The organism is Pseudomonas sp. MPR-R2A5 (assembly GCF_058793055.1).
The window spans coordinates 1-20,029 of sequence record NZ_JBXAFK010000059.1; the positions used below are offsets into that span (position 1 = coordinate 1).

6 protein-coding genes are annotated in these 20,029 nt (G+C 63.6%); all 6 read left to right on the plus strand.

From position 1 onward, the window contains the following. Window positions 1–181: 181 nt before the first annotated feature. The 6 genes from gspE (at window position 182) to AC1Q6I_RS30185 (ending at window position 20,015) form a co-directional block, all read left to right on the plus strand. Window positions 182–1,600, plus strand: a complete 1,419-nt coding sequence (gene gspE, locus AC1Q6I_RS30160) for a type II secretion system ATPase GspE (protein ID WP_024074814.1) — start codon at window positions 182–184, stop codon at window positions 1,598–1,600. Continuing rightward, window positions 1,600–2,811, plus strand: coding sequence for a type II secretion system inner membrane protein GspF (gspF, locus tag AC1Q6I_RS30165; RefSeq protein ID WP_024074815.1), 1,212 nt, complete (start codon window positions 1,600–1,602; stop codon window positions 2,809–2,811). Before gspE ends, gspF begins: the two co-directional genes overlap by 1 nt. Before the next feature lie 411 nt (window positions 2,812–3,222). Next, entirely contained in the window at window positions 3,223–4,425 is a 1,203-nt protein-coding gene (locus AC1Q6I_RS30170; protein WP_024074816.1) for a substrate-binding domain-containing protein, read from the plus strand. A 325-nt stretch (window positions 4,426–4,750) separates the two neighbouring features. Continuing rightward, window positions 4,751–16,798, plus strand: a complete 12,048-nt coding sequence (locus AC1Q6I_RS30175) for a filamentous hemagglutinin family protein (RefSeq protein ID WP_102642590.1) — start codon at window positions 4,751–4,753, stop codon at window positions 16,796–16,798. 977 nt (window positions 16,799–17,775) lie between these two features. After that, on the plus strand, window positions 17,776–18,369 hold the full coding sequence (locus AC1Q6I_RS30180) for a transposase (protein WP_102625581.1): 594 nt from the start codon (window positions 17,776–17,778) through the stop codon (window positions 18,367–18,369). 59 nt (window positions 18,370–18,428) lie between these two features. After that, the gene (locus AC1Q6I_RS30185; protein ID WP_102625580.1) at window positions 18,429–20,015 is read left to right on the plus strand and encodes a ShlB/FhaC/HecB family hemolysin secretion/activation protein; all 1,587 of its coding nucleotides are present in this window, start codon (window positions 18,429–18,431) and stop codon (window positions 20,013–20,015) included. Window positions 20,016–20,029: the final 14 nt, after the last annotated feature.

Below are 20,029 nucleotides of genomic sequence, written 5' to 3' on the forward strand. Positions count from 1 at the left end.
CCGAGTGGTGGGGCAAGAGCCCTTTTGGTTACTTTTGGGGCTCTTTTCCAAAAGTGACCCGCTGTAAGAGCGGAACCGCCAGTAGCCGTTACCGCAGCAATGGATATGTACACCCCCCCGCCAGCCACCGTTCCCGCAGCAACGGATATGCCCACGCCCACCCCCAAAAAGGGCCCACCCCATGAGCCTTCTGCCCTACGCCTGGGCCAAATCCCAACGCATCCTCCTGCGCCCCAGCGAGCAGGGCATGCTGCTGACCGTCTGCCCCTCAACCCCCGGCTGGTCCATCAGCGAAGTCCATCGCCAGTTCGGCCAGGCCCGCCTCGAGCAAGTGCGCGATGACGAACTCGACGGCCTGCTCGCCAGCGCCTATGCCGATACAGGCAGCGCCGCCGCTGTGGTCGGCGCTGCCGAAAACGAAGTCGACCTCGACCGCCTGATGCAGGACATGCCCGAGATCACCGACCTGCTCGATACCCAGGACGGTGCGCCGGTGATCCGCATGATCAACGCCTTGCTGACCCAGGCCGCGCGGGACGAGGCCAGTGATATTCATATCGAGCCGTATGAAACCCATTCCGTGGTGCGCTACCGCGTCGACGGCACCCTGCGTGACGTGGTGTCGCCGCGCAAGGCGTTGCATGGCGCGCTGGTGTCGCGCATCAAGATCATGGCGCAGCTCGACATCGCCGAAAAACGCTTGCCCCAGGACGGCCGTATTGCCCTGCGCGTGGCCGGGCGGCCGATTGATATTCGTGTGTCGACCGTGCCCACCGGGCATGGCGAACGCGTTGTGATGCGCTTGCTGGACAAGCAGGCCGGGCGTCTGCAATTGGAGACCCTGGGCATGGAGCCGCAGTTGCTCGCGCGCCTCGACACCTTGATTCGCCAGCCCCATGGCATCGTGCTGGTCACCGGGCCCACCGGCAGCGGCAAGACCACCAGCCTGTACGCGGCCCTGGCGCGGCTGGATGCGAGCACCAGCAATATCCTCACCGTCGAAGACCCGGTGGAGTACGACCTGCCGGGTATCAGCCAGATCCAGGTCAACGCCAAGATCGACATGACCTTCGGCCTCGCGCTGCGGGCGATCCTGCGCCAGGACCCGGACATCATCATGATCGGCGAAATCCGCGACCTGGAGACCGCCCAAATCGCCGTGCAGGCCTCGCTCACCGGCCACCTGGTGCTCGCCACCTTGCACACCAACGACGCGGTGTCGGCGGTCAACCGCCTGATCGACATGGGCGTCGAACCGTTTTTGCTGGCCTCGTCACTGCTGGGCGTATTGGCCCAGCGCCTGGTGCGGCGCCTGTGCCCGCATTGCAAGCAGGAAGACCCCGCCGCGCCTGGCACCTGGCGCCCGGTGGGCTGCGCGCAGTGCAACCAGATCGGCTACAGCGGGCGTACCGGCATTCATGAGTTGTTTTGCGTCGACGACGATATCCGCAGCCTGATCCACCAAGGCGCCGGCGAGCAGGATTTGCGCGTGGCCGCACGCCGTGCGGGGATGTTCAGCATGCGTGAAGACGGCGAGCGCTGGGTGCGCAGCGGCGCCACCGCGCCCGAAGAAATCCTGCGCGTGACACGGGACGCCTGATGAATCGCTATCGCTATGAAGCCGCCGATGCCAGCGGCAAAGTCGAGGCCGGGCACCTGGAGGCCGACAGCCAGAGCGGCGCGTTTGCCGTGCTGCGCAGCCGTGGCCTGACCGCGCTGCGGGTGCAGGTCGAAGGCAGTCAGCAAAGCGCTGCCGGCAGCAGCCTGTTCAGCGCCAAGCTGTCGGACAACGACCTGGCCTGGGCCACGCGGCAACTGGCGAGCCTGCTCGGCGCCAGCCTGCCGTTGGAGGCGGCGCTGAGCGCCACGGTGGAGCAGGCCGAGAAAAAGCACATTGCCCAGACCCTGGCCGCTGTGCGTGCCGATGTGCGCGGCGGCATGCGGTTGGCGGATGCCTTGGCGGCACGGCCACGGGACTTCCCGTCGATCTACCGCGCACTGATCGCGGCGGGGGAGGAGTCCGGTGACCTGGCCCAGGTGATGGAACGCCTGGCGGACTACATCGAAGAGCGCAACAACCTGCGCGGCAAGATCCTCACTGCGTTCATCTACCCCGGTGTGGTGGGGCTGGTGTCGATCGGCATCGTGATTTTCCTGCTCAGCTACGTGGTGCCGCAGGTGGTCAGCGCGTTTTCCCAGGCGCGCCAGGACCTGCCGGGGCTGACCCTGGCGATGCTCAACGCCAGCGACTTTATCCGCGCCTGGGGCTGGCTGTGTTTCGGCGGCATCGTCGGCAGCTTCTGGGGTTGGCGCCTGTACCTGCGCGACCCGGTGGCGCGGTTGAACTGGCACAGCCGGGTGCTGCGCCTGCCGCTGATCGGGCGTTTTGTGCTGGGCCTGAACACCGCGCGGTTTGCCTCGACCCTGGCGATCCTCGGCGGTGCCGGCGTGCCGTTGCTGCGTGCGTTGGAAGCGGCGCGGCAAACCCTGTCCAACGAGCGCCTCAGCCAGTGCGTCAACGATGCCACGGCCAAGGTGCGCGAAGGCGTCAACCTGGCCCCTGCACTGGCGGTGGAAAAAGTCTTCCCGCCGGTGCTGATCCACCTGATCGCCAGCGGCGAAAAAACCGGCTCGCTGCCGCCGATGCTCGAACGCGCCGCGCAGACCCTGTCGCGGGACATCGAACGGCGTGCCATGGGCATGACCGCGTTGCTGGAGCCGTTGATGATCGTAGTAATGGGCGCGGTGGTGCTGGTGATCGTGATGGCGGTGCTGTTGCCGATCATCGAGATCAACCAACTGGTGACCTGACTCCACGCGGTCAAAAATGTGGGAGGGGGCTTGCCCCCGATTGCGGTGTGTCAGCAACAACTGAGGTGACTGACCCACCGCTATCGCCGGCCCTCAACCTCGGGTTCCTCATTCCGTCACATCCACCCCCCTCGCCACAGCCCGCGCCGCCTTGACGAAACCCACGCTGAAACCCCGCTGTCACCTGCCGCCAAACCGCTCAAAAGCATGACCAAAACACCCGAGAATCTTTTTAAAAATCAAGCCCTTCCTCCCGAGGTTTTTTCGTTTTGCTGTCATCGGAAGCTGCCAAATTCCTAACCCATGGCCTCACCCCTCGCCACCCCCGACACACGGCTTGGGACCGAAGCCATGGCGTCATGCAAGAGCCATCTACCCCAAACGTACAAACACGATGAAAGGAGATTCTTCATGTTTAAGCGCAACGTTCTCGCGGTATCCATGACCCTCGCTGCACTGTGCTCGGCACAGGCTGCAATGGCTGACATCAACGGCGGTGGTGCGACCCTGCCACAGAAGCTGTACCAGACCTCCGGTGTGCTGACTGCCGGTTTCGCCCCTTACATTGGTGTGGGCAGCGGGAATGGCAAGGCAGCCTTCTTGACCAACGATTACACCAAGTTCGTGGCTGGCGTGAGCAACAAGAACGTGCACTGGGCCGGTAGCGATTCGAAGCTGACTGCGACTGAACTGTCGACCTACGCCACCAACAAACAACCTACCTGGGGCAAATTGATCCAGGTGCCTTCGGTGGCTACTTCGGTTGCCATTCCTTTCCGCAAGAGCGGTGCCAACGCGGTTGACCTGAGCGTTTCAGAGCTGTGTGGTGTGTTCTCCGGCCGTATCACTGACTGGAGCGGGATTTCGGGCGCTGGCCGTACTGGCCCGATCACGGTTGTCTATCGCAGCGAGAGCAGCGGTACCACCGAGCTGTTCACGCGTTTCCTTAACGCCAAGTGCACTGAGACCGGCACTTTCAACATCACCACCACCTTCGGCACCAGCTACACCGGTGGCCTGCCTGCCGGCGCTGTTGCCGCCACTGGCAGCCAGGGCGTGATGGATGCCGTGAACGATACTTCTGTCGCTGAAGGCCGCATCACCTACATGAGCCCTGACTTCGCTGCGTCTACGCTGGCCGGTCTGGACGACGCCACCAAGGTTGCCCGTGTTGGTAAAAACACGGCTAAGGGCATCAAAGGCGTATCGCCAGCTCCGAGCAATGTTTCCGACGCCATTGCTCAGGTTCTGCCACCTAACGACCCGAGCGCTCCGCTCGATGTCACCAACCCGGACAACTGGGTTCCAGTGTTCGGTAAAACAGGCGTGGCCGGTGTCCAGCCGTACCCGGATTCGGGCTACCCAATCCTCGGCTTCACCAACCTGATCTTCAGCCAGTGCTACGCCGACGCTACCCAGACCAGCCAAGTGCGTGCCTTCTTCACCAAGCACTTTGGCGACACCAACAACAACGACGACGCCATCACGGCCAACCGTTTCGTACCGCTGCCAGATAACTGGAAAACCGCCATCACCGATAACTTCGTGACGGCAAGCAGCGCGTTGAGCATCGGCAAAACCAACGTTTGCAACGGCATCGGTCGTCCGCTGTAACCCAAGCTTTCACCGACCCGCAACACCTGATCAGCAACGGCCTGTGCCGTTGCTGATTTTTTGCATTGCGATTTCCTCTGTAGGAGCGAGCTTGCTCGCGAAGGTCGTCAACGATGACGCGGGCTTGTTGAATGCCTGCGGCGTCCTCACGTTTTTCGCGAGCAAGCTCGCTCCTACAGAAACTGTGCGTCGTCCTTATCGGGCCGTTACCAGTCCTTTATGAACTTTGCATGACAGAAGTTCAGTCGCGCCCCCCGCCAACCGCCTAACCCTCATACACAAGCCTGTCTTGCCCCTGGGCGCCAATAAAGAAGGAAGATTCCCGATGGTCCGCTGCAAATCGCCGGTTAACCTGAAAGCCCAAGAGACGGTCCTGCGGCTCAAGCCCTTGGCCCACGCCATTGCCTTGTTGATGGTGGCAGGCAATGCCCAGGCGGCCACGGCGTTCAGTTCCGGTTGGTTTGCCGACAAAGGCGCGTCCCAGGCCGCGACGGCGGCGCGGATCAGTGCCGGGCAGGTGCCGGGGGTTCCAACGCTGAACCAGCAAGCGCGGGTCAACCAGCAGATGGCGCGCTCGATCAGCAACTTGAATACCAGTGTCGCGGCGATTGCAGCGCAGCAGGCGGCGCAAGCGGCAGGGCGCCAGGCGGCGTTTGGCCAGGTGTCGACGATTCCCGATGGCCTGGGCAAGGGCGGCCTGCAAGTTGACAACAGCCTGACCCAGGGCTGGACCAACGCCAAGGGCCCGACCCAGAGCCAATCTGGCGGCAAAACCACGGTGAGCATCGAACAGACGGCTGACAAGGCGATCCTCAATTGGGAGACCTTCAACGTCGGGCGCAACACCACCGTGGATTTCCAACAGCAGTCCAGTTGGGCCGTACTCAACCGCGTCAACGATCCTGATGCGCGACCCAGCGAGATCCAGGGCCAGATCAAGGGGGCTGGCACGGTGATGATCGTGAACCGCAACGGTGTGGTCTTCAATGGTACCAGCCAGGTCAACGTGCGCAATCTCGTGGCCGCCGCTGCGACCATCACTGATGAGCAGTTCACCCAGCGCGGTATTTACGTGGATGGCACCGGCACCCAGCCGACCTTCACCGACGCAGCGGGCAAGGTCCAGGTACAGCGCGGCGCGCTGATCCAGACCCACACCCCGTCCACCTCGACGGATGCGGGCGGCTATGCCTTGCTGCTCGGTTCAGAGGTCGAAAACGCCGGCACCATCAGCACCGCCAAGGGGCAGACCACCCTGGCGGCCGGTGACAGTTTTTACATCCGCAAGGGGGTCGGCACCACCGGCAACGATCGTTCCACCACCCGTGGCAACGAAGTGGCGACCAGCCTTAACACTGGCAGCAGTGCCGGCAAGGTCAGCAACAGCGGTTTGATCATGGCCTCCACCGGCGATATCACCCTGACCGGGCACCAGGTGCAGCAAAACGGCGTGGCCCTGGCCAGCACCTCGGTGGACACCCGTGGCACGATTCACCTGCTCAATTCCGCCACCGACACCACCGGCAGTGTGACCCTGGGAGAGGGCAGCACCACCGCGATCCTGTTGGACAGCAGTGGCAGCACTGCGCTGAACAGCCAGCAAAGCAATGGCCTGACCAAGCTCGACGGCACCCCCGCCAACCTGATCACCGGTCTGTTCAACAACCTCAGCGCCGTGGCCGATCGCACCGACCAATCGCGTATCGAGATCGTCAGCGGCGGCACCGTGGATTTCCAGAAGGGCTCGATCACCCTGGCGACCGGCGGCCAGGTCGCCGTAAGCGCCGCCGGCCGCAGCCTGGTGCGCGATGGGGCGATGATCGACGTGTCCGGTGCGGTAGGCGTCAAGGTGTCGATGGAAGCCAACAACATCAAGATCAACGTGCAGGGCAACGAGCAGCGCGATGCGCCGGTCAACCGTGACAGCGGGCAGTTGATCAACAACGATGTGTGGGTCGACCTGCGCGAGCTGGTGTTTGTGCCCGCCGGCACCAACGGCTATGCGACGGATCGCTGGTACACCGCCGGCGGCTTGCTGGAAGTCGGTGGCTACCTCGGCACCCAGGGCCACTCGGTGGGTGAGTGGATGGCCCAGGGCGGTACCGTGACCTTTACCGGCAAGGACGTGGTGACCCAAAAGGGCGCGCAGATCAACCTGTCGGGTGGCACCGTGGATGTGCAGGCCGGTTATATCCAACAGACCTGGCTCAAGGGCCCCGATGGGCGCTTGTATGAAGTGTCCAGGGCGCCGGGCGACATTCTCTATTCCGGTTTCTACAAGGGGTTTGAAGACACCAGTAAACGCTGGGGCCAGACCGAGTATTACTACAACCCCATGATCGCCAAGCAACGCCGTTACGAGTCGGGTTACACCGTGGGCCGCGATGCCGGCAAGCTGGTGGTCGGAATCACCAGCGCGGTGCTGGAAGGGCAACTGATCAGTGACGTCTTCCAGGGCGATCGCCAGACCCAGGCGCCAAACCTCAACCTCGACGGTTACCAGCAGTCGCAGAAGGCCATGGCCCAGCGCGCGCAGTTGATCATTGGCGGGTACACGCCGGTCTATAACAAGACCACCGGCACCCTGCGCTATGCCCTGAACGGCACTGCCGCCGAAGTGCTGATTGACAGCAACACCCAAAAGATCGCCGAGGGCCTGGACCTCAGCACCGCACTGCCGGCGGATCGCCAAGGCAAGCTGGTGCTCGACAGCGATCAGCTCAATGGCTACTCACTGAGCGCGATCAAAGTCGGTGCCACGCAGCAGATCACCGTCAACGGTGCGCTCACGGTGGCGGATGGCGGCGATATCACCTTGTTCGGGCCAGGGGTCAACCTCAACGCCAACCTCACGGCCCATGGCGGCAGCATCAATGCCGGTAACATTCTCAGCCAGGTCGACCCGCTTAAAGCCGGGGCTTTGGGTGACACGATCCTGGCGGGGGGCGGTATTGTCGACGTCGCCGGCGGGGTCAGGCTGGACACCACCGGGCGCTGGAACAACCTGCTGCTGGACCCAGCCAATACCGCCGGTGTGGCCTATGTGAACGGCGGCAAGGTGTCGCTGCGTAGCACCGTGAATGTCAACCTGGCGACGGGCAGTGTGGTGGACGTGGCTTCCGGTGGCACGCTGGGTGTGAATGGCACCCTCACTGGCGGCAAGGGCGGTGACGTGACCCTGGCGGCCCTTGGCACTTTGGCGCTGGACGGCGAGATTCGTGGCTATGGCGTCAGCGGCGGCGGCACCCTGGCGTTGCAGGCGCGCCAGGTGCAGATAGGCGACAGCGCCACGGCGCCGGCCGCCGACACCTTGCAACTGGCCGGCGACTTCTTCAATAAGGGCTTCTCGGCCTATGACATTACCGGCAATGAAGGGCTGCTTGTCACCGATGGCACCCAGGTGGATGTCACTACGCCGGTCTACCGTCTGGGCGAACAGACATCCGGCGTTTCGAGCGGCAGCGACCCGGCCGCTGCCCTTGAGCGCTGGACGCCAGCGTTGTACCAGGAAAACCCGACCCAAGGCGTATTGAACCAGCGCCTGGGTGCCAGCTTGAGCTTGACCGCGGGTCATCAGGACTCCACTGCGGCCGACCTGGCCACCACGACCCTGACCGTAGGCCAAGGCGCGGTGATCAATGTCGACCCCGGCCAGGGCATCAACCTGCGCAGCGTCGGCCAGCTGACGATGAACGGTACTCTCAATGCCTGGGGCGGGAGCGTCAGCCTCGGCGGCCTGACGGTGGGCAGCTCCGAAGCGACGAATGCCGTTGGCCATGGCCGCTCGATCTGGGTGGGCGAGAACGCGCTGATCGACGTGGCGTCGCGGGCGGTTACGGCGGTGAACAATCGTGGGGGTGTCTACGGTCAGGTGCGCAGTGGCGGCAAGATCAGCATCGGCGGCGATATCGACCTGGCGACCGGCATTGCCAAGGCCAGCGACCTGTTTGTGGTGGTGCGCAAGGGCGCGCGCCTGGATGCTTCGGGTGCCCAGGCGGCGCTGGACATTCCAGGCCAGGGCCGGGTGTTGGTCGCGAGCAAGGGCGGCAGCATCAGCTTGGCCTCCAACAATGGCCTGTACCTGGACGGCAGCGTTGTCGCCCGGGCCGGTGGTGCGGGGGCGGCGGGCGGTAGTTTGTCGCTGGCGCTGGAAAGCCCGTATTACGCCAAGAGCACGGTCACCGACAGGGTGCTCAATGTGCGCGAGCTGGTGATCAGTCAAGTCCATCAAGACAGCCTCTTACCGGGTACCGCCGATGCCGCGGCTGCGAGCCTGGAATACGGTCATGGCCGCCTTGGGGTGGATCAGGTCAGCGCTGGTGGTTTTGACAACCTGGCTTTGCTCAGCAACGGCCTGTTGAGTTTTGACGGCGACGTGGCGTTGAACATGGGCCAGAGCCTGCGCCTGTACAGCGGCGCCATGGGCCTGACTGAAAACGCTGCCGCTAATGCCCGTATCAACCTGTCGGCGCCTTACCTGTTGTTGGCGGGCATCCTTGCGCCGCTGGATCCCACAAAGGACCAATACCTGCATCCGGTGTTGACCTCAGGCATGTCGCGACGCGCCAGTCAGGCGGTATTCAACGCCGGTGGCAACCTGATCGATGTGCGCGGCAATGTGCTGATGGGCAACAAGAGTGATCTGACGCTGGCCGATGGCAGCCTGGTGACTGTCGACCGTCGCGGTTTCGACGATGTACAACTGACGAGCCAGGGCGACCTGCGCTTCTTGGCCGGTGCCGATGCAAACGTGATTGCCCAGGGCATCAGCACACAACTGATGACCCGGGGGGACATGACCCTGAGTGCCGCACAGCTGTACCCCGCGACCGAAGTCGGGGCGCGGGTGATCGCCGGTTACCTGGACGGTCTCACCAACAATGGCACCGGCTTCAACTACGACCCGACGCGTACCTTGACCATTGCACGCACCGGTGACAGCCAGAGCGCCACGCCGTATTCGGCGTTCGGTCGCCTGCAATTGGGCGGCCCTACCATCAAGCAGGGCGGGGTGATACGCGCGCCCCTGGGGCTGATCGAAATTGGCAGCCTGGGCTCCAGTCGTGTCGAATTGCTGCCCGGCAGCCTTACCTCGGTGAGTGGCAAGGGGTTGGTGCTGCCCTATGGCGGCACGGTGGATGGGCAGGTTTATAAGTACAACGGCAAGACGGTGACGTTCATCGGCCAAGGAGGCTCAGCCCTCAACGGCACCCTTAATGTCGGCATGACGTTGGGCGGTGAGTCGGTGTTGGTGCGGCCTGGTGCTACCGTTGATCTGTCCGGCGGTGGCGAGCTGCTCGGGGCCGGGTTCATTTCCGGGCGCGGCGGCTCCACGGATGCGCGCTACAACCCGTTGGTGCAGTTCGGCGCAAATGGTGGCTTTGTGTTGCCGGGGCTGGGCACTAACCCGGTCTATGCGATTGTGCCCGGCGCGCAACCGGGCTACGCCCCGGTAGCACCGGAGGGTGGGGCCGTCGAGCCGCTTGTGGGCCAGCAGATCACGATCGGTGCTGGTGTGCCGGGGCTGGCGGCGGGCACTTATACGCTGATGCCGTCCACCTATGCCCTGATGCCGGGGGCGTTCAGGGTGGAAATCAACGGCCTGGCCGGCCTTGGCAGTCAAGGGGCAGCCCAACTGATGGGCAACGGCTCATGGTCCACTGCCGGGCAGCTGTCCATCGCCAACACCGGCATCAGCGACAGCATCGCGAGCCAAGTGATCCTGACCTCCGCCGATACCTTGCGCCGTTACTCCCAGTACAACGAAACCAGCTACGCGCAATTTGCCATAGCCGATGCCGCGCGGCTCGGTGTCCCACGGGCATTGCTGCCTGTGGATGCGAAGACCTTACAACTGGCCTTGCGCCTGGGGGCCGGGGCGGATGCTTTTTCGTTCCAGGGCAATGGTCGCTTCGAGGCCGCTGAAGGGGGGTACGGGGGTACCGTTGCGCTGATGAACGTAGACCACAGCGGTCTAGGCAACGACCTCGAAATCGTGGCTGCCGGCCGGGGCGCCACCAGTGGTTTCAACGGTATCACCGTGGATGCCGACAGCTTGAATTCGCTGGGTGCCGCGCGCCTGATGATCGGGGGGACGACAGTGGTCAACTACGGCCAGGCGGGCAACTACATAACCCTTGCCAACGGCACCACTGGCGCTCTCGTCTTGCGAGAGGGCGCGAGCCTGGCGGCGCCGGAAGTGTTCCTGGTGGCTTCCACCGGTTCCATCGTGGTGGAGCAGGGGGCGTCCATCAATACTATCGGGCGTGGCAAGGCCAGTTATGACGCGCGTGACGGTTTCATCTACAACCTGGCCAACACACTGGCGGTTTCCAACGGTTTGCTCAATGTGGTCGCAGCGGCGCAACCGGATGTCGGCCGCGGCATCCAGTTGGGGGTATGCAACAACGCGCCGTGCACTGGGCAGACCGCCCTGTACTCCGAAGGCAGCATTGTCGCCTTGACCGACAGCACCCTGCAGATGGGCGATCAGGTGCGTTATGGCACCCGTCACCTCAACCTGGGGCTGACCAGCATCAACGTTGGCAGCCCGCAAGCGCTGGCCGACGCCGCGGCGGGGAATCGCTTGCCAGCGGGCCTGACCCTCACCCAGCAAGTGCTCGACCGCCTGCTGCGCGGCGACACTCAATTTGGCGCTCCGGCCCTGGAAACCCTGCAACTGTCGGCGCGGGACAGCTTCAATTTCTACGGCTCCGCCACCCTCGACACCTACGATGCGGTGACCGGCAAGTCCCTGTTGAACAACCTGATGCTCTCCACCCCGGCGATCTACGGTTCCGGGGGCGCGAATGATGTGGCGACCATCCATACCGCCAACCTGATCTGGCAGGGCGCCGAGGCAGCCCCTGGCATGGTGGTGGCGGGTGGTGCGGGCACCGGCAGCGGGCGCCTGGATATCAACGCCGAACGCATCGTGTTCGGTTATGGCGAGTTTGCCCAAGCCAGCACCACGGCAACGTTGAAGCGCCTCGCCCTGGGCTTTGCCAATGTCAACCTGAATGCCAGCGACCGCATCACCGCCAACCACAAGGGCAGCCTTTCGGTGTACCAGAGCCAAGGTGCCTATGACGCGCTCAAGGGCTTTGCCTACAGTGGCGGCAACCTGAATATCCTCACGCCACTGATGACCGGCGAAGCCGGCTCGGTGAATAAAATCACCGCGGGTGGCGCCATCGACATCAGCGCATCGGCAGGCCCGGTGGGCAAAGTGGAAGGCCTGGGCGGCGAGCTGTCGCTGCAGGGCGACAGCCTTCGCCTGGCCAGCGCGGTGGTACTGCCCAGCGGCAAGGTCACCCTGGGCGCCCGTGGTGACGTGGTGCTGACCGACAACGCATCGGTTGATGTGTCCGGTCGCTCCATCGTTTTCAACGACCTGACCAAATACAGCGCGGGGGGCGACGTGCTGCTGGAGAGTAGCGCAGGCAATGTGCAGCAGGCCGCGGGCTCGACCATCGACTTGTCGGCGCAGTACAACCAGGCGGGCAAGCTACGCGCCGTGGCGGTGGGCGGCACGGCCGGCACCGTCGACCTGGCGGGCAAGATCCTTGCGGGTAGCAGCGGTTATTACGATGCCGGCGGCACCTTGGTGCCGTACCTGGCCGGCGCGGTGGAAGTCCAGGCCCAGCACCTGGGTGGCAGCGGCAGCTTGAGTGACCAGTTCACCGCCCTCAACCAGCGTCTCAACCAGGGCCAGGTCTTTGGCGCGCGCAGCTTCCAGCTCAAGCAGGGCGACCTGATCATCGGCGACGGAGTCAAGGCCAACACCGTGGATGTCTCGGTGGACAGCGGCACGTTGCGCGTGACTGGCCGGGTGGACGCCAGTGGCGAGCGCGTCGGCAGCATCAACCTGGCTGGCAAGAACGGCCTGACCCTGGACGGCACTGCGGTGCTTGACGCCCATGGCACGCAATTGCGCGTGGACAGTTACGGCAAGATCATCGATTCGCCGAACCGCGCCATCGTGGTCCTGGGTTCCGGCATCGGCCAACTGACCCTGGCCGATGGGGCGCGAATTGACCTGCGCCATGGTACCGAAGCCGCCACCGCCAATGACGGGCGCAACCGTGGCACGTTGGAACTGAATGCGCCGCGCCTGGGTGCCGATGACATCGCGATCGACGCCAGTGGACGCTTGACGATCCAGGGCGCGCGCTCGATCGCCCTCAATGGCATGGCCACCTATGATAATGCGCCGCTCGGGACCGGTACGACCGCCAGCGGCAGGCCGTATCAGGTCATCACCCAGAAATACCTGGATGACATACACGGTCTCAACACCACGTTCATCGATGCGGCGTTGAGTAACACCAACCTGGTACAGAACAAGCTGGCCGGTCTGAACAATGCGACCTACGGCGATACGTTCCACCTGCGTCCCGGCGTAGAAATCATCAGCAAAACCGCCGATGGCGACCTGGTGGTACAAGGCGACCTGGACCTGTCCGGCTATCGCTACGCCAGCCTGAAATCGCCTACCCGTGCGGTGACCGAGGCGGGCAGCCTGACGCTGCGCGCCGGTGGTAACCTGAATATCTACGGCAGCATCAATGACGGCTTTGCAGTGCCTGCAGCGACGGCGGATGACAACGGCTGGGTACTGCGTGCGGGTCTCGATTACACCGGCGGCGCGGTGGTAATACCGCGCAACGGTGTGATTCTGGCGGACGGTACGACGTTCCCAGGTGGCACTACGCTTAACTTTGACCTGCCGATCAAAGCGCGGAGCCTGCCGGCTGGCACCCGGCTGCCGGTCGCAGTGACCCTCGCTGAGGAACTGGTGCTTCCGGCCGGCACGGTGCTGGCGGGCGCCGTGCGCGATGCGACAGGGAGTGTGCTGTACCCGGCAGGCACCCTGTTAAGCACAGCGGTGACCTTCCCGGCTGACAGTATCCTGGATGCCGGGAACGTGTTGGTCAGTCTGACCGAAGTCAAGCAGATGACCTGGCCTGCTGGCGTGCCGCTGCCCAGCGTAGCCTCCGTGACCCTCTTTGGCACCAAGGAACTGCCTCGTGGTGCGCGGTTGCCGGAGGGCGTCAACTTTAAATTTCCGGGGGCCGCAAAGTCGATACAGTTGCGAGTGCCGGACCCAAACTATCCGAACCGTCTATGGGCCGCAGCGCCCATGCTGCCTGAGGGCTCCCAGTCGTGGTCGATGCGCCTAGTGGGTGGGGCCGATACCCAGGCGGCCAACAGCCGGATGCTGCTGGCGCATCCACAGGCCGGTGCCGGTGATCTGCGCCTGGCCGACAGCCATTACGGTGTCTTCGGCCCGAGCAAGATAGTGGGCAGCAGCGCGCGTTTCAGCGTAATCCGCACCGGTACGGCGGACCTGGAATTGCTGGCCGCGGGTGATTTAAGCATGGAATCGCTCTTCGGCGTCTACACCGCCGGCAGTCCCACCGCTGCCACCGCCGGTAGCCCGCAAGGTGCCTGGTTCCCGGATGGGGGAGGTAATGTGTTGTTGAAGGTCGGTGGCAACCTGACCGGCAACATTACCAGCAAGGCGAGGTCCACTGGCGGGCGGCCGGTGACTACCGATGGTGAGGTGGATTCGGTCAACGTCGGCAATTGGCTCTGGCGTCAAGGCAATGGTTTGAGCGGCAGCCAGGCGCAACCCACCGCCTGGTGGATCAACTTTGGCTCCAAGGTGCCGTTAGCGGGGCTAGCGGATCGGATGGTGGGCTTTACCGGGTTCGGCACCCTGGGCGGCGGCAATCTGAATGTCGAGGTCGGTGGCGATGCGGGGATGCTCAAGCCTGTGGCGAACCTGGCTGGCAACATAAGCCCGCGCAGCACGGGCCTGGTCCTGGCGGTAGGCAGTACTGGGCGGGTCGCGGCCGATGGCAGCCTGCAACTCACCGGCGGCGGCGATCTGAACGTGCGGGTGGGTGGGGCGGTGAACCCCGGCAGCCAGACGGCGCTGGAGCATCTCAATGGCGCGGTGGTGGATCTGCGTGGGCATGTACAACTGACGGGTGGCGCCCTGGGTAGCCTGACGTTGCGTTATGGCAGCCAGCCTAAGGATCAGAGCCCCAGCGAAATCCGCGCCTACGATCCGACCCGCTCGACTTCTGCGGCCGCGACCGGTGGTTGGAGCCTGTTTCCGGGGGATGCGACCTTCAGCCTGGCCACCCGTGGTGACCTGGTGCTGCAGGACGTGGCCGACCCTGGCCGTGCACCGCAGATGAATATCCTGGCTTACGAGAATAATGGGGTCAGCGGTCTGGGGCAGAGCTGGTTCAGCCTGTGGACCAACCGCACAGCCATCGACTTGTTCTCGGCCGGTGGCAATCTCACGCCGTTGACCGATACCGCAGAGTCGGACATGGCAGCAGTGTATCCCGCGACATTACGTGCAGTCGCCGCCAATGGCAGCCTGTACTACGGCCGCGCTTCATCCTTCAACACAGCACCTTGGCCGGAGCTCAAGGCGCTGGTGTTGGCACCGTCGACCAACGGCCAGTTGCAGCTGCTGGCGGGGGATTCGATCTACGGCGGTGACCTGACGATCAGCCGTTCCAGCGCGGCGCCGAATAGTTTGGCGAGCATCCTGCATCCGGCTTTCCAGGGCTTTATTAGCAGGCGCCCGGACGTGGGCAGCGGGAATGTCTCTATCGACGGCAATATTGCCCGCCTGGGCATCTCCTACCCGTTGTTTGCCTTCGGTCCCAACACCGCCAGTACGTCATGGGGTGATGCTCTGGAGCCTGCACGTTTCTATGCGCTGAGCGGCGATCTGCTCGCGGTCAACAGTGGGCGTGCGATCACCATTACCGGCTCGGATGACGCGCGTTTCGGGCAGACCTATTACGAGGGCGCTGGCGCGGTACGGATGCTGGCCGGGCGAGATATTGTCCGCAGCGGCACTCTCCTGAGCGGCGCCACGGGCGGGGACCCGACGACCGGTCAGTACACCTTTGCGGGCAACCTGTTCGTGCATAACGGCGCCAGCGACATTTCCATCGCCAGCGCCGGTCGCGACATCCTCTACAGCAGCTTCAATGTCGCCGGCCCCGGCACCCTGGAAGTGACCGCTGGGCGCAATATCCTGATGGACGACCAAGTGGCGATCACCAGCCTGGGGGCCGTGGCTCCTGGCGACACCCGGCCTGGTGCGAGCATCGTGATGCAAGCCGGCGCAGGCCCCAACGGCCCGGATTACCGCGGCTTTGTCGAGGCCTACCTGAACCCCGCTAACCTGGCCCAGCCAGGGGAGTCGATCCAGGGCGGCAAAATCGCCAAGACCTACGAAAACGAACTGGTCTCCTGGCTGGCCGAACGCTTCGGTTTCGTCGGCAATAGCGAACAGGCGCGAACCTACTACGCCGCACTGCCGGTCGAACAACAGCGGGTTTTCGCCCGTGACGTGTACTTCGCCGAACTCAAGGCCGCCGGCCGCGAGTACAACCAGGACGGCAGCGTACGCCAGGGCAGCTATGTCCGTGGGCGTGCGGCGATTGCCAGGTTGTTCCCCGAGACCGACGTGGCCGGTAACCCGATCAGCTACAAAGGCAATATCACGATGTTCGGCGGCGCGGGTGTACACACCAACTTCGGTGGCTCGATCCAGATGCTCACCCCAGGCGGCAACCAGACCTTCGGCATCGAAGGCGCGGCGCCTCCGTCGACGGCGGGTGTGATCACTCAGGGCTCGGGCAATATCCAGCTGTATTCCTTGGGCAGTATCCTGCTCGGCCAGAGCCGCATCATGACCACCTTCGGCGGTTCGATCATGGCCTGGACCGCCCAGGGCGACATCAACGCCGGGCGCGGTTCCAAGACCACCGTGGTGTACACACCGCCCAAGCGCGTCTATGACAACTGGGGCAACGTGGGCCTGTCGCCATCGGTACCGAGCACCGGGGCGGGGATCGCCACGTTGAACCCGATCCTGGAAGTGCCGGCGGGGGACATCGACCTGATCGCGCCGCTGGGCACCATCGACGCGGGCGAGGCGGGCATTCGGGTGTCGGGCAACGTCAACATCGCCGCCTTGCGCGTGGTCAACGCGGCCAACATCCAGACCCAGGGCAAATCGTCCGGAGTGCCGGTGACGGCCACCGTCAACACCGGCGCCATGAGCTCGGCCAGCGCGGCGGGGGCGGCGGCGTCCCAGGCAGCGGAGGGTGCCGCACGCAGCCAGCAGGCGGCGGCCAAGCAGGGCAGGGCGTCGATCGTGACGGTGGAGGTACTGAGCTTTGGCTCCGAGCCGGTACAGCGCGAGCCGCAGGAACAGCAGAAAACCTCCGGCTATAACCCCAACAGCCCGGTGCAGGTACTGGGCGCCGGACCGTTGAGTGAGCAGGCGCGTGCGCGCTTGACGGATGAAGAGCGCAAGCAGATCACGCTGTAACGACTTAGAAAGGACCTCTCGATGTACCGTTTGGGGCGATCAATGATCGCCCCGTTTTTTTGGGGTTGTTGGCGCGGCGGCCTGATAGCCGACCGGATTTGTGCCTGGTGACTCGGTTAAAAATGTGGAAGGGGGCTTGCCCCCGATGAGGGAGTGTCAGTCACTTATTTGTTAACTGACCCGGCGCCATCGGGGGCAAGTCGAATCGTCGCACCGCCCCTCCCACAATTGGATCTCCACAGGGCAGAGATCTCCATAGGTCAGGTAGACCTCGGCCTGGTTTTGCTGTGGGTTTTGTAGCCTTGGAGCCGACCGGTGTTGTGGCTGGTGTACTCGGTAAAAATGTGGGAGGGGGCTTGCCCCCGATGAGGGTGTGTCAGTCACTTATTTGTTAACTGACCCGGCGCCATCGGGGGCAAGCCCCCTCCCACAATTGGATCTTCATAGATCAGATATCTCTGCAAGTCAGGTAGACCTCACTCTGCTTTTGCTCTGCTTTTGCTCTGGCTTTTGATCTTGATCTTAGGCGCCCCGTTAAACCACGCTGGCCGAACGCAGGCTTGAATCCGTGGGTAACCCGGCAGGACGCCGGGTTAGCCGTCCTGGGCCAGGGATGGCCCATGACGGCGGCCCACGGATTCAAGCCGGAGTGAGGGCACACCGAGCCTAAGCGAGGTGCCGAGTGGTGGGGCAAGAGCCCTTTTGGTTACTTTTGGGGCTCTTTTCCAAAAGTGACCCGCCGTAAGGGCGGAACCGCCAGCCGCCGTTACCGCAGAAACGGATATGTACACGGAACCCCCGCCCCCCAACCCCCCCCCCAAAAAAATTGCCCCCCACCCAATCCCAAATGAAGCTTTCATGACAAAAGTTCGGTAGCTCCCCCCCATCCCCGTCTTGCCTATGTAACGCGCTGGAGGCGACCACAAATCACCCCCCCAGCCGTCAGCAGGACGCCAGGAGTGGGGCAAATGGGAACTATGGAACGTTACTCGAAAGTCGGCATGCAGGAGCTCGACCAGCGCCTGTCGAAGATCGTCGAAGCCGCGCGCAAGAAACCGGTCTCGGTGTACCGCTACGGCGCACCGTGGGTGTGGATCGTCTCCCAGGACGATTGGCAGGGCGCCTTGAAGGAAGTCTCCAGCTACATCCCGGCGAGCCATTCGCTGGTGTTGCTGCGCCCGCAGATCGACGAGGTGTTCGACCGGCACCCCGACCTGCTGCAGCCCACACCGGGGATGCTGATCGCACCGCGCACCGTGCTGCAGATCCTGTTGTTGCAACTGCTGTACTCGGTGCCCAGCGAACAGCAACTGCACGAGCAGCTCAACTACAACCTGCTGTTCCGCTGGTTCGTCGGCCTCGACCTGCACCAGAAGGTGTGGGGCCTCCACGTCCTGCAACGCGACATTGCCACCTTGCTGAACAACCCTCGGGCGGTGCAGCTGATCCAGACCATCATCGGTGACGTGTTTGGCGGCGCCTTGCTGCACATGCAGGAGTTCTCCCTGAACTTCGCGCTGCTGCACACCTGGCTGGCCCGGCACAGCCAGCTTTCGACCATCCGCAATTGAGCAGGCCAAACGCCATACACACGGCGACGGCGCAATATTTTAGACACTTAGGGGGCTGTGTGGAGCATCTGTTCAAGTCAACGTTGGCGTTGTGCTGCCTGACGCTGGGCGCCTTCGCGCAGCCGGTGCTGGCCGAAGAGGGCGAAGCCCCGGCGCGCCGGGTGGACGTCAACGAGTACTTCGTGCGCGGCAATACCGTGCTCGATGCCGCAACGATCGAGGAAGCGGTGTACCCATTTCTCGGCCCGCAAAAGACCCTGGGCGATATCGAAGGCGCCCGCGATGCGTTGCAGAAGATCTACCAGGCACGGGGTTACCAGTCGGTGTTTGTGGAACTGCCCGAGCAGAAGGTCGATGACGGCATCGTGTTCCTGCAAGTCAGCGAAACCAAGGTCGGCCGCGTGCGCGTCGTTGGGGCCAAGCATTACTCACCCGTGGAAATTCGCGAAGAAGTGCCGGGCCTGAAAGAGGGCGCCGTGCCGGATTTCACCTCGGTGCAAAGCCAGCTGGCCGGGCTCAACCGCAGCGCCGGTCGGCAGGTTACGCCGCTGGTTCGCGAAGGCCAGCGCCCCGGCACCATGGACGTGGATTTGCAGGTGGAAGACCAGAACCCCTGGCACGCCAGTCTCGGCCTGAACAACGACTACAGCGCCGACACCGAGAAGCTGCGCTCGGTCGCGACCCTGGGCTACGACAACCTCTGGCAACTGGGCCACAGCATTTCCCTGACCTACTTCACCGCCCCCGAGGACAGCTCGAATGCCAAGGTCTGGTCGGGTTCCTACAGTGCCCCGCTGGATGAGCGCTGGACCTTGCAGTTCTCCGGCTACCAGTCCGACAGCAACATCGCCACCATCGGCGGCAGCAACGTGTTGGGCAAGGGCCACTCCTACGGGGTATCGGCCATCTACAACCTGCCGGCGGCAGGCAACTGGGCCAATTCGTTTTCGTTCGGGATCGACTTCAAGGATTTCGACGAGGAGATGAGGTTCGGCAACAGCAGCGACCAGGTACCGCTCAAGTACGCACCGTTGACCTTTGGCTACAACGGTTATCGCTACACCGAGCAATCCCAGTTGGGGCTGGGCTTGAACCTGATCGTCGGCACCCGCGCATTTTTTGGTTATGGCAGCGACGCTAAAGCGTTCGACAACAAGCGCTACAAGGCCAGTGCCAGCTTCGCCGTGCTCAAGGGCGACCTGAATTACACCTACACCTTCGCCAACGATTGGCAGTCGGCGAGCAAGGCCGGCTTCCAGTTGGCCTCGGGGCCGCTGGTGTCCAACGAGCAGTATTCCGCCGGTGGCGCCACCTCGGTGCGCGGCTACCTGGCGGCTGAGCGCACCGGGGATGAAGGTTTCCTGCTCTCCCAGGAGTTGCGCACACCGTCCCTGGCCAAGTTCCTCGGTAGCTACGTACAGGAGTGGCGCTTCTATGCGTTCGCCGAAGGTGCGCGCCTGCGCCTGCATGACCCGCTGCCCGAGCAGGAAGACGAATACAGCCTGGCCAGTGTCGGCCTGGGCACCCGCGCCAGTTTGAGCAAATGGTTGTCCGGCAGCCTGGATTGGGGCTACCCGCTGCTCGACGGACCGAACACCCAGAAACAGGACTCGCGACTGCACTTCAGTGTGCAGGCGACTTTCTGACCCTTTTCCCCGGA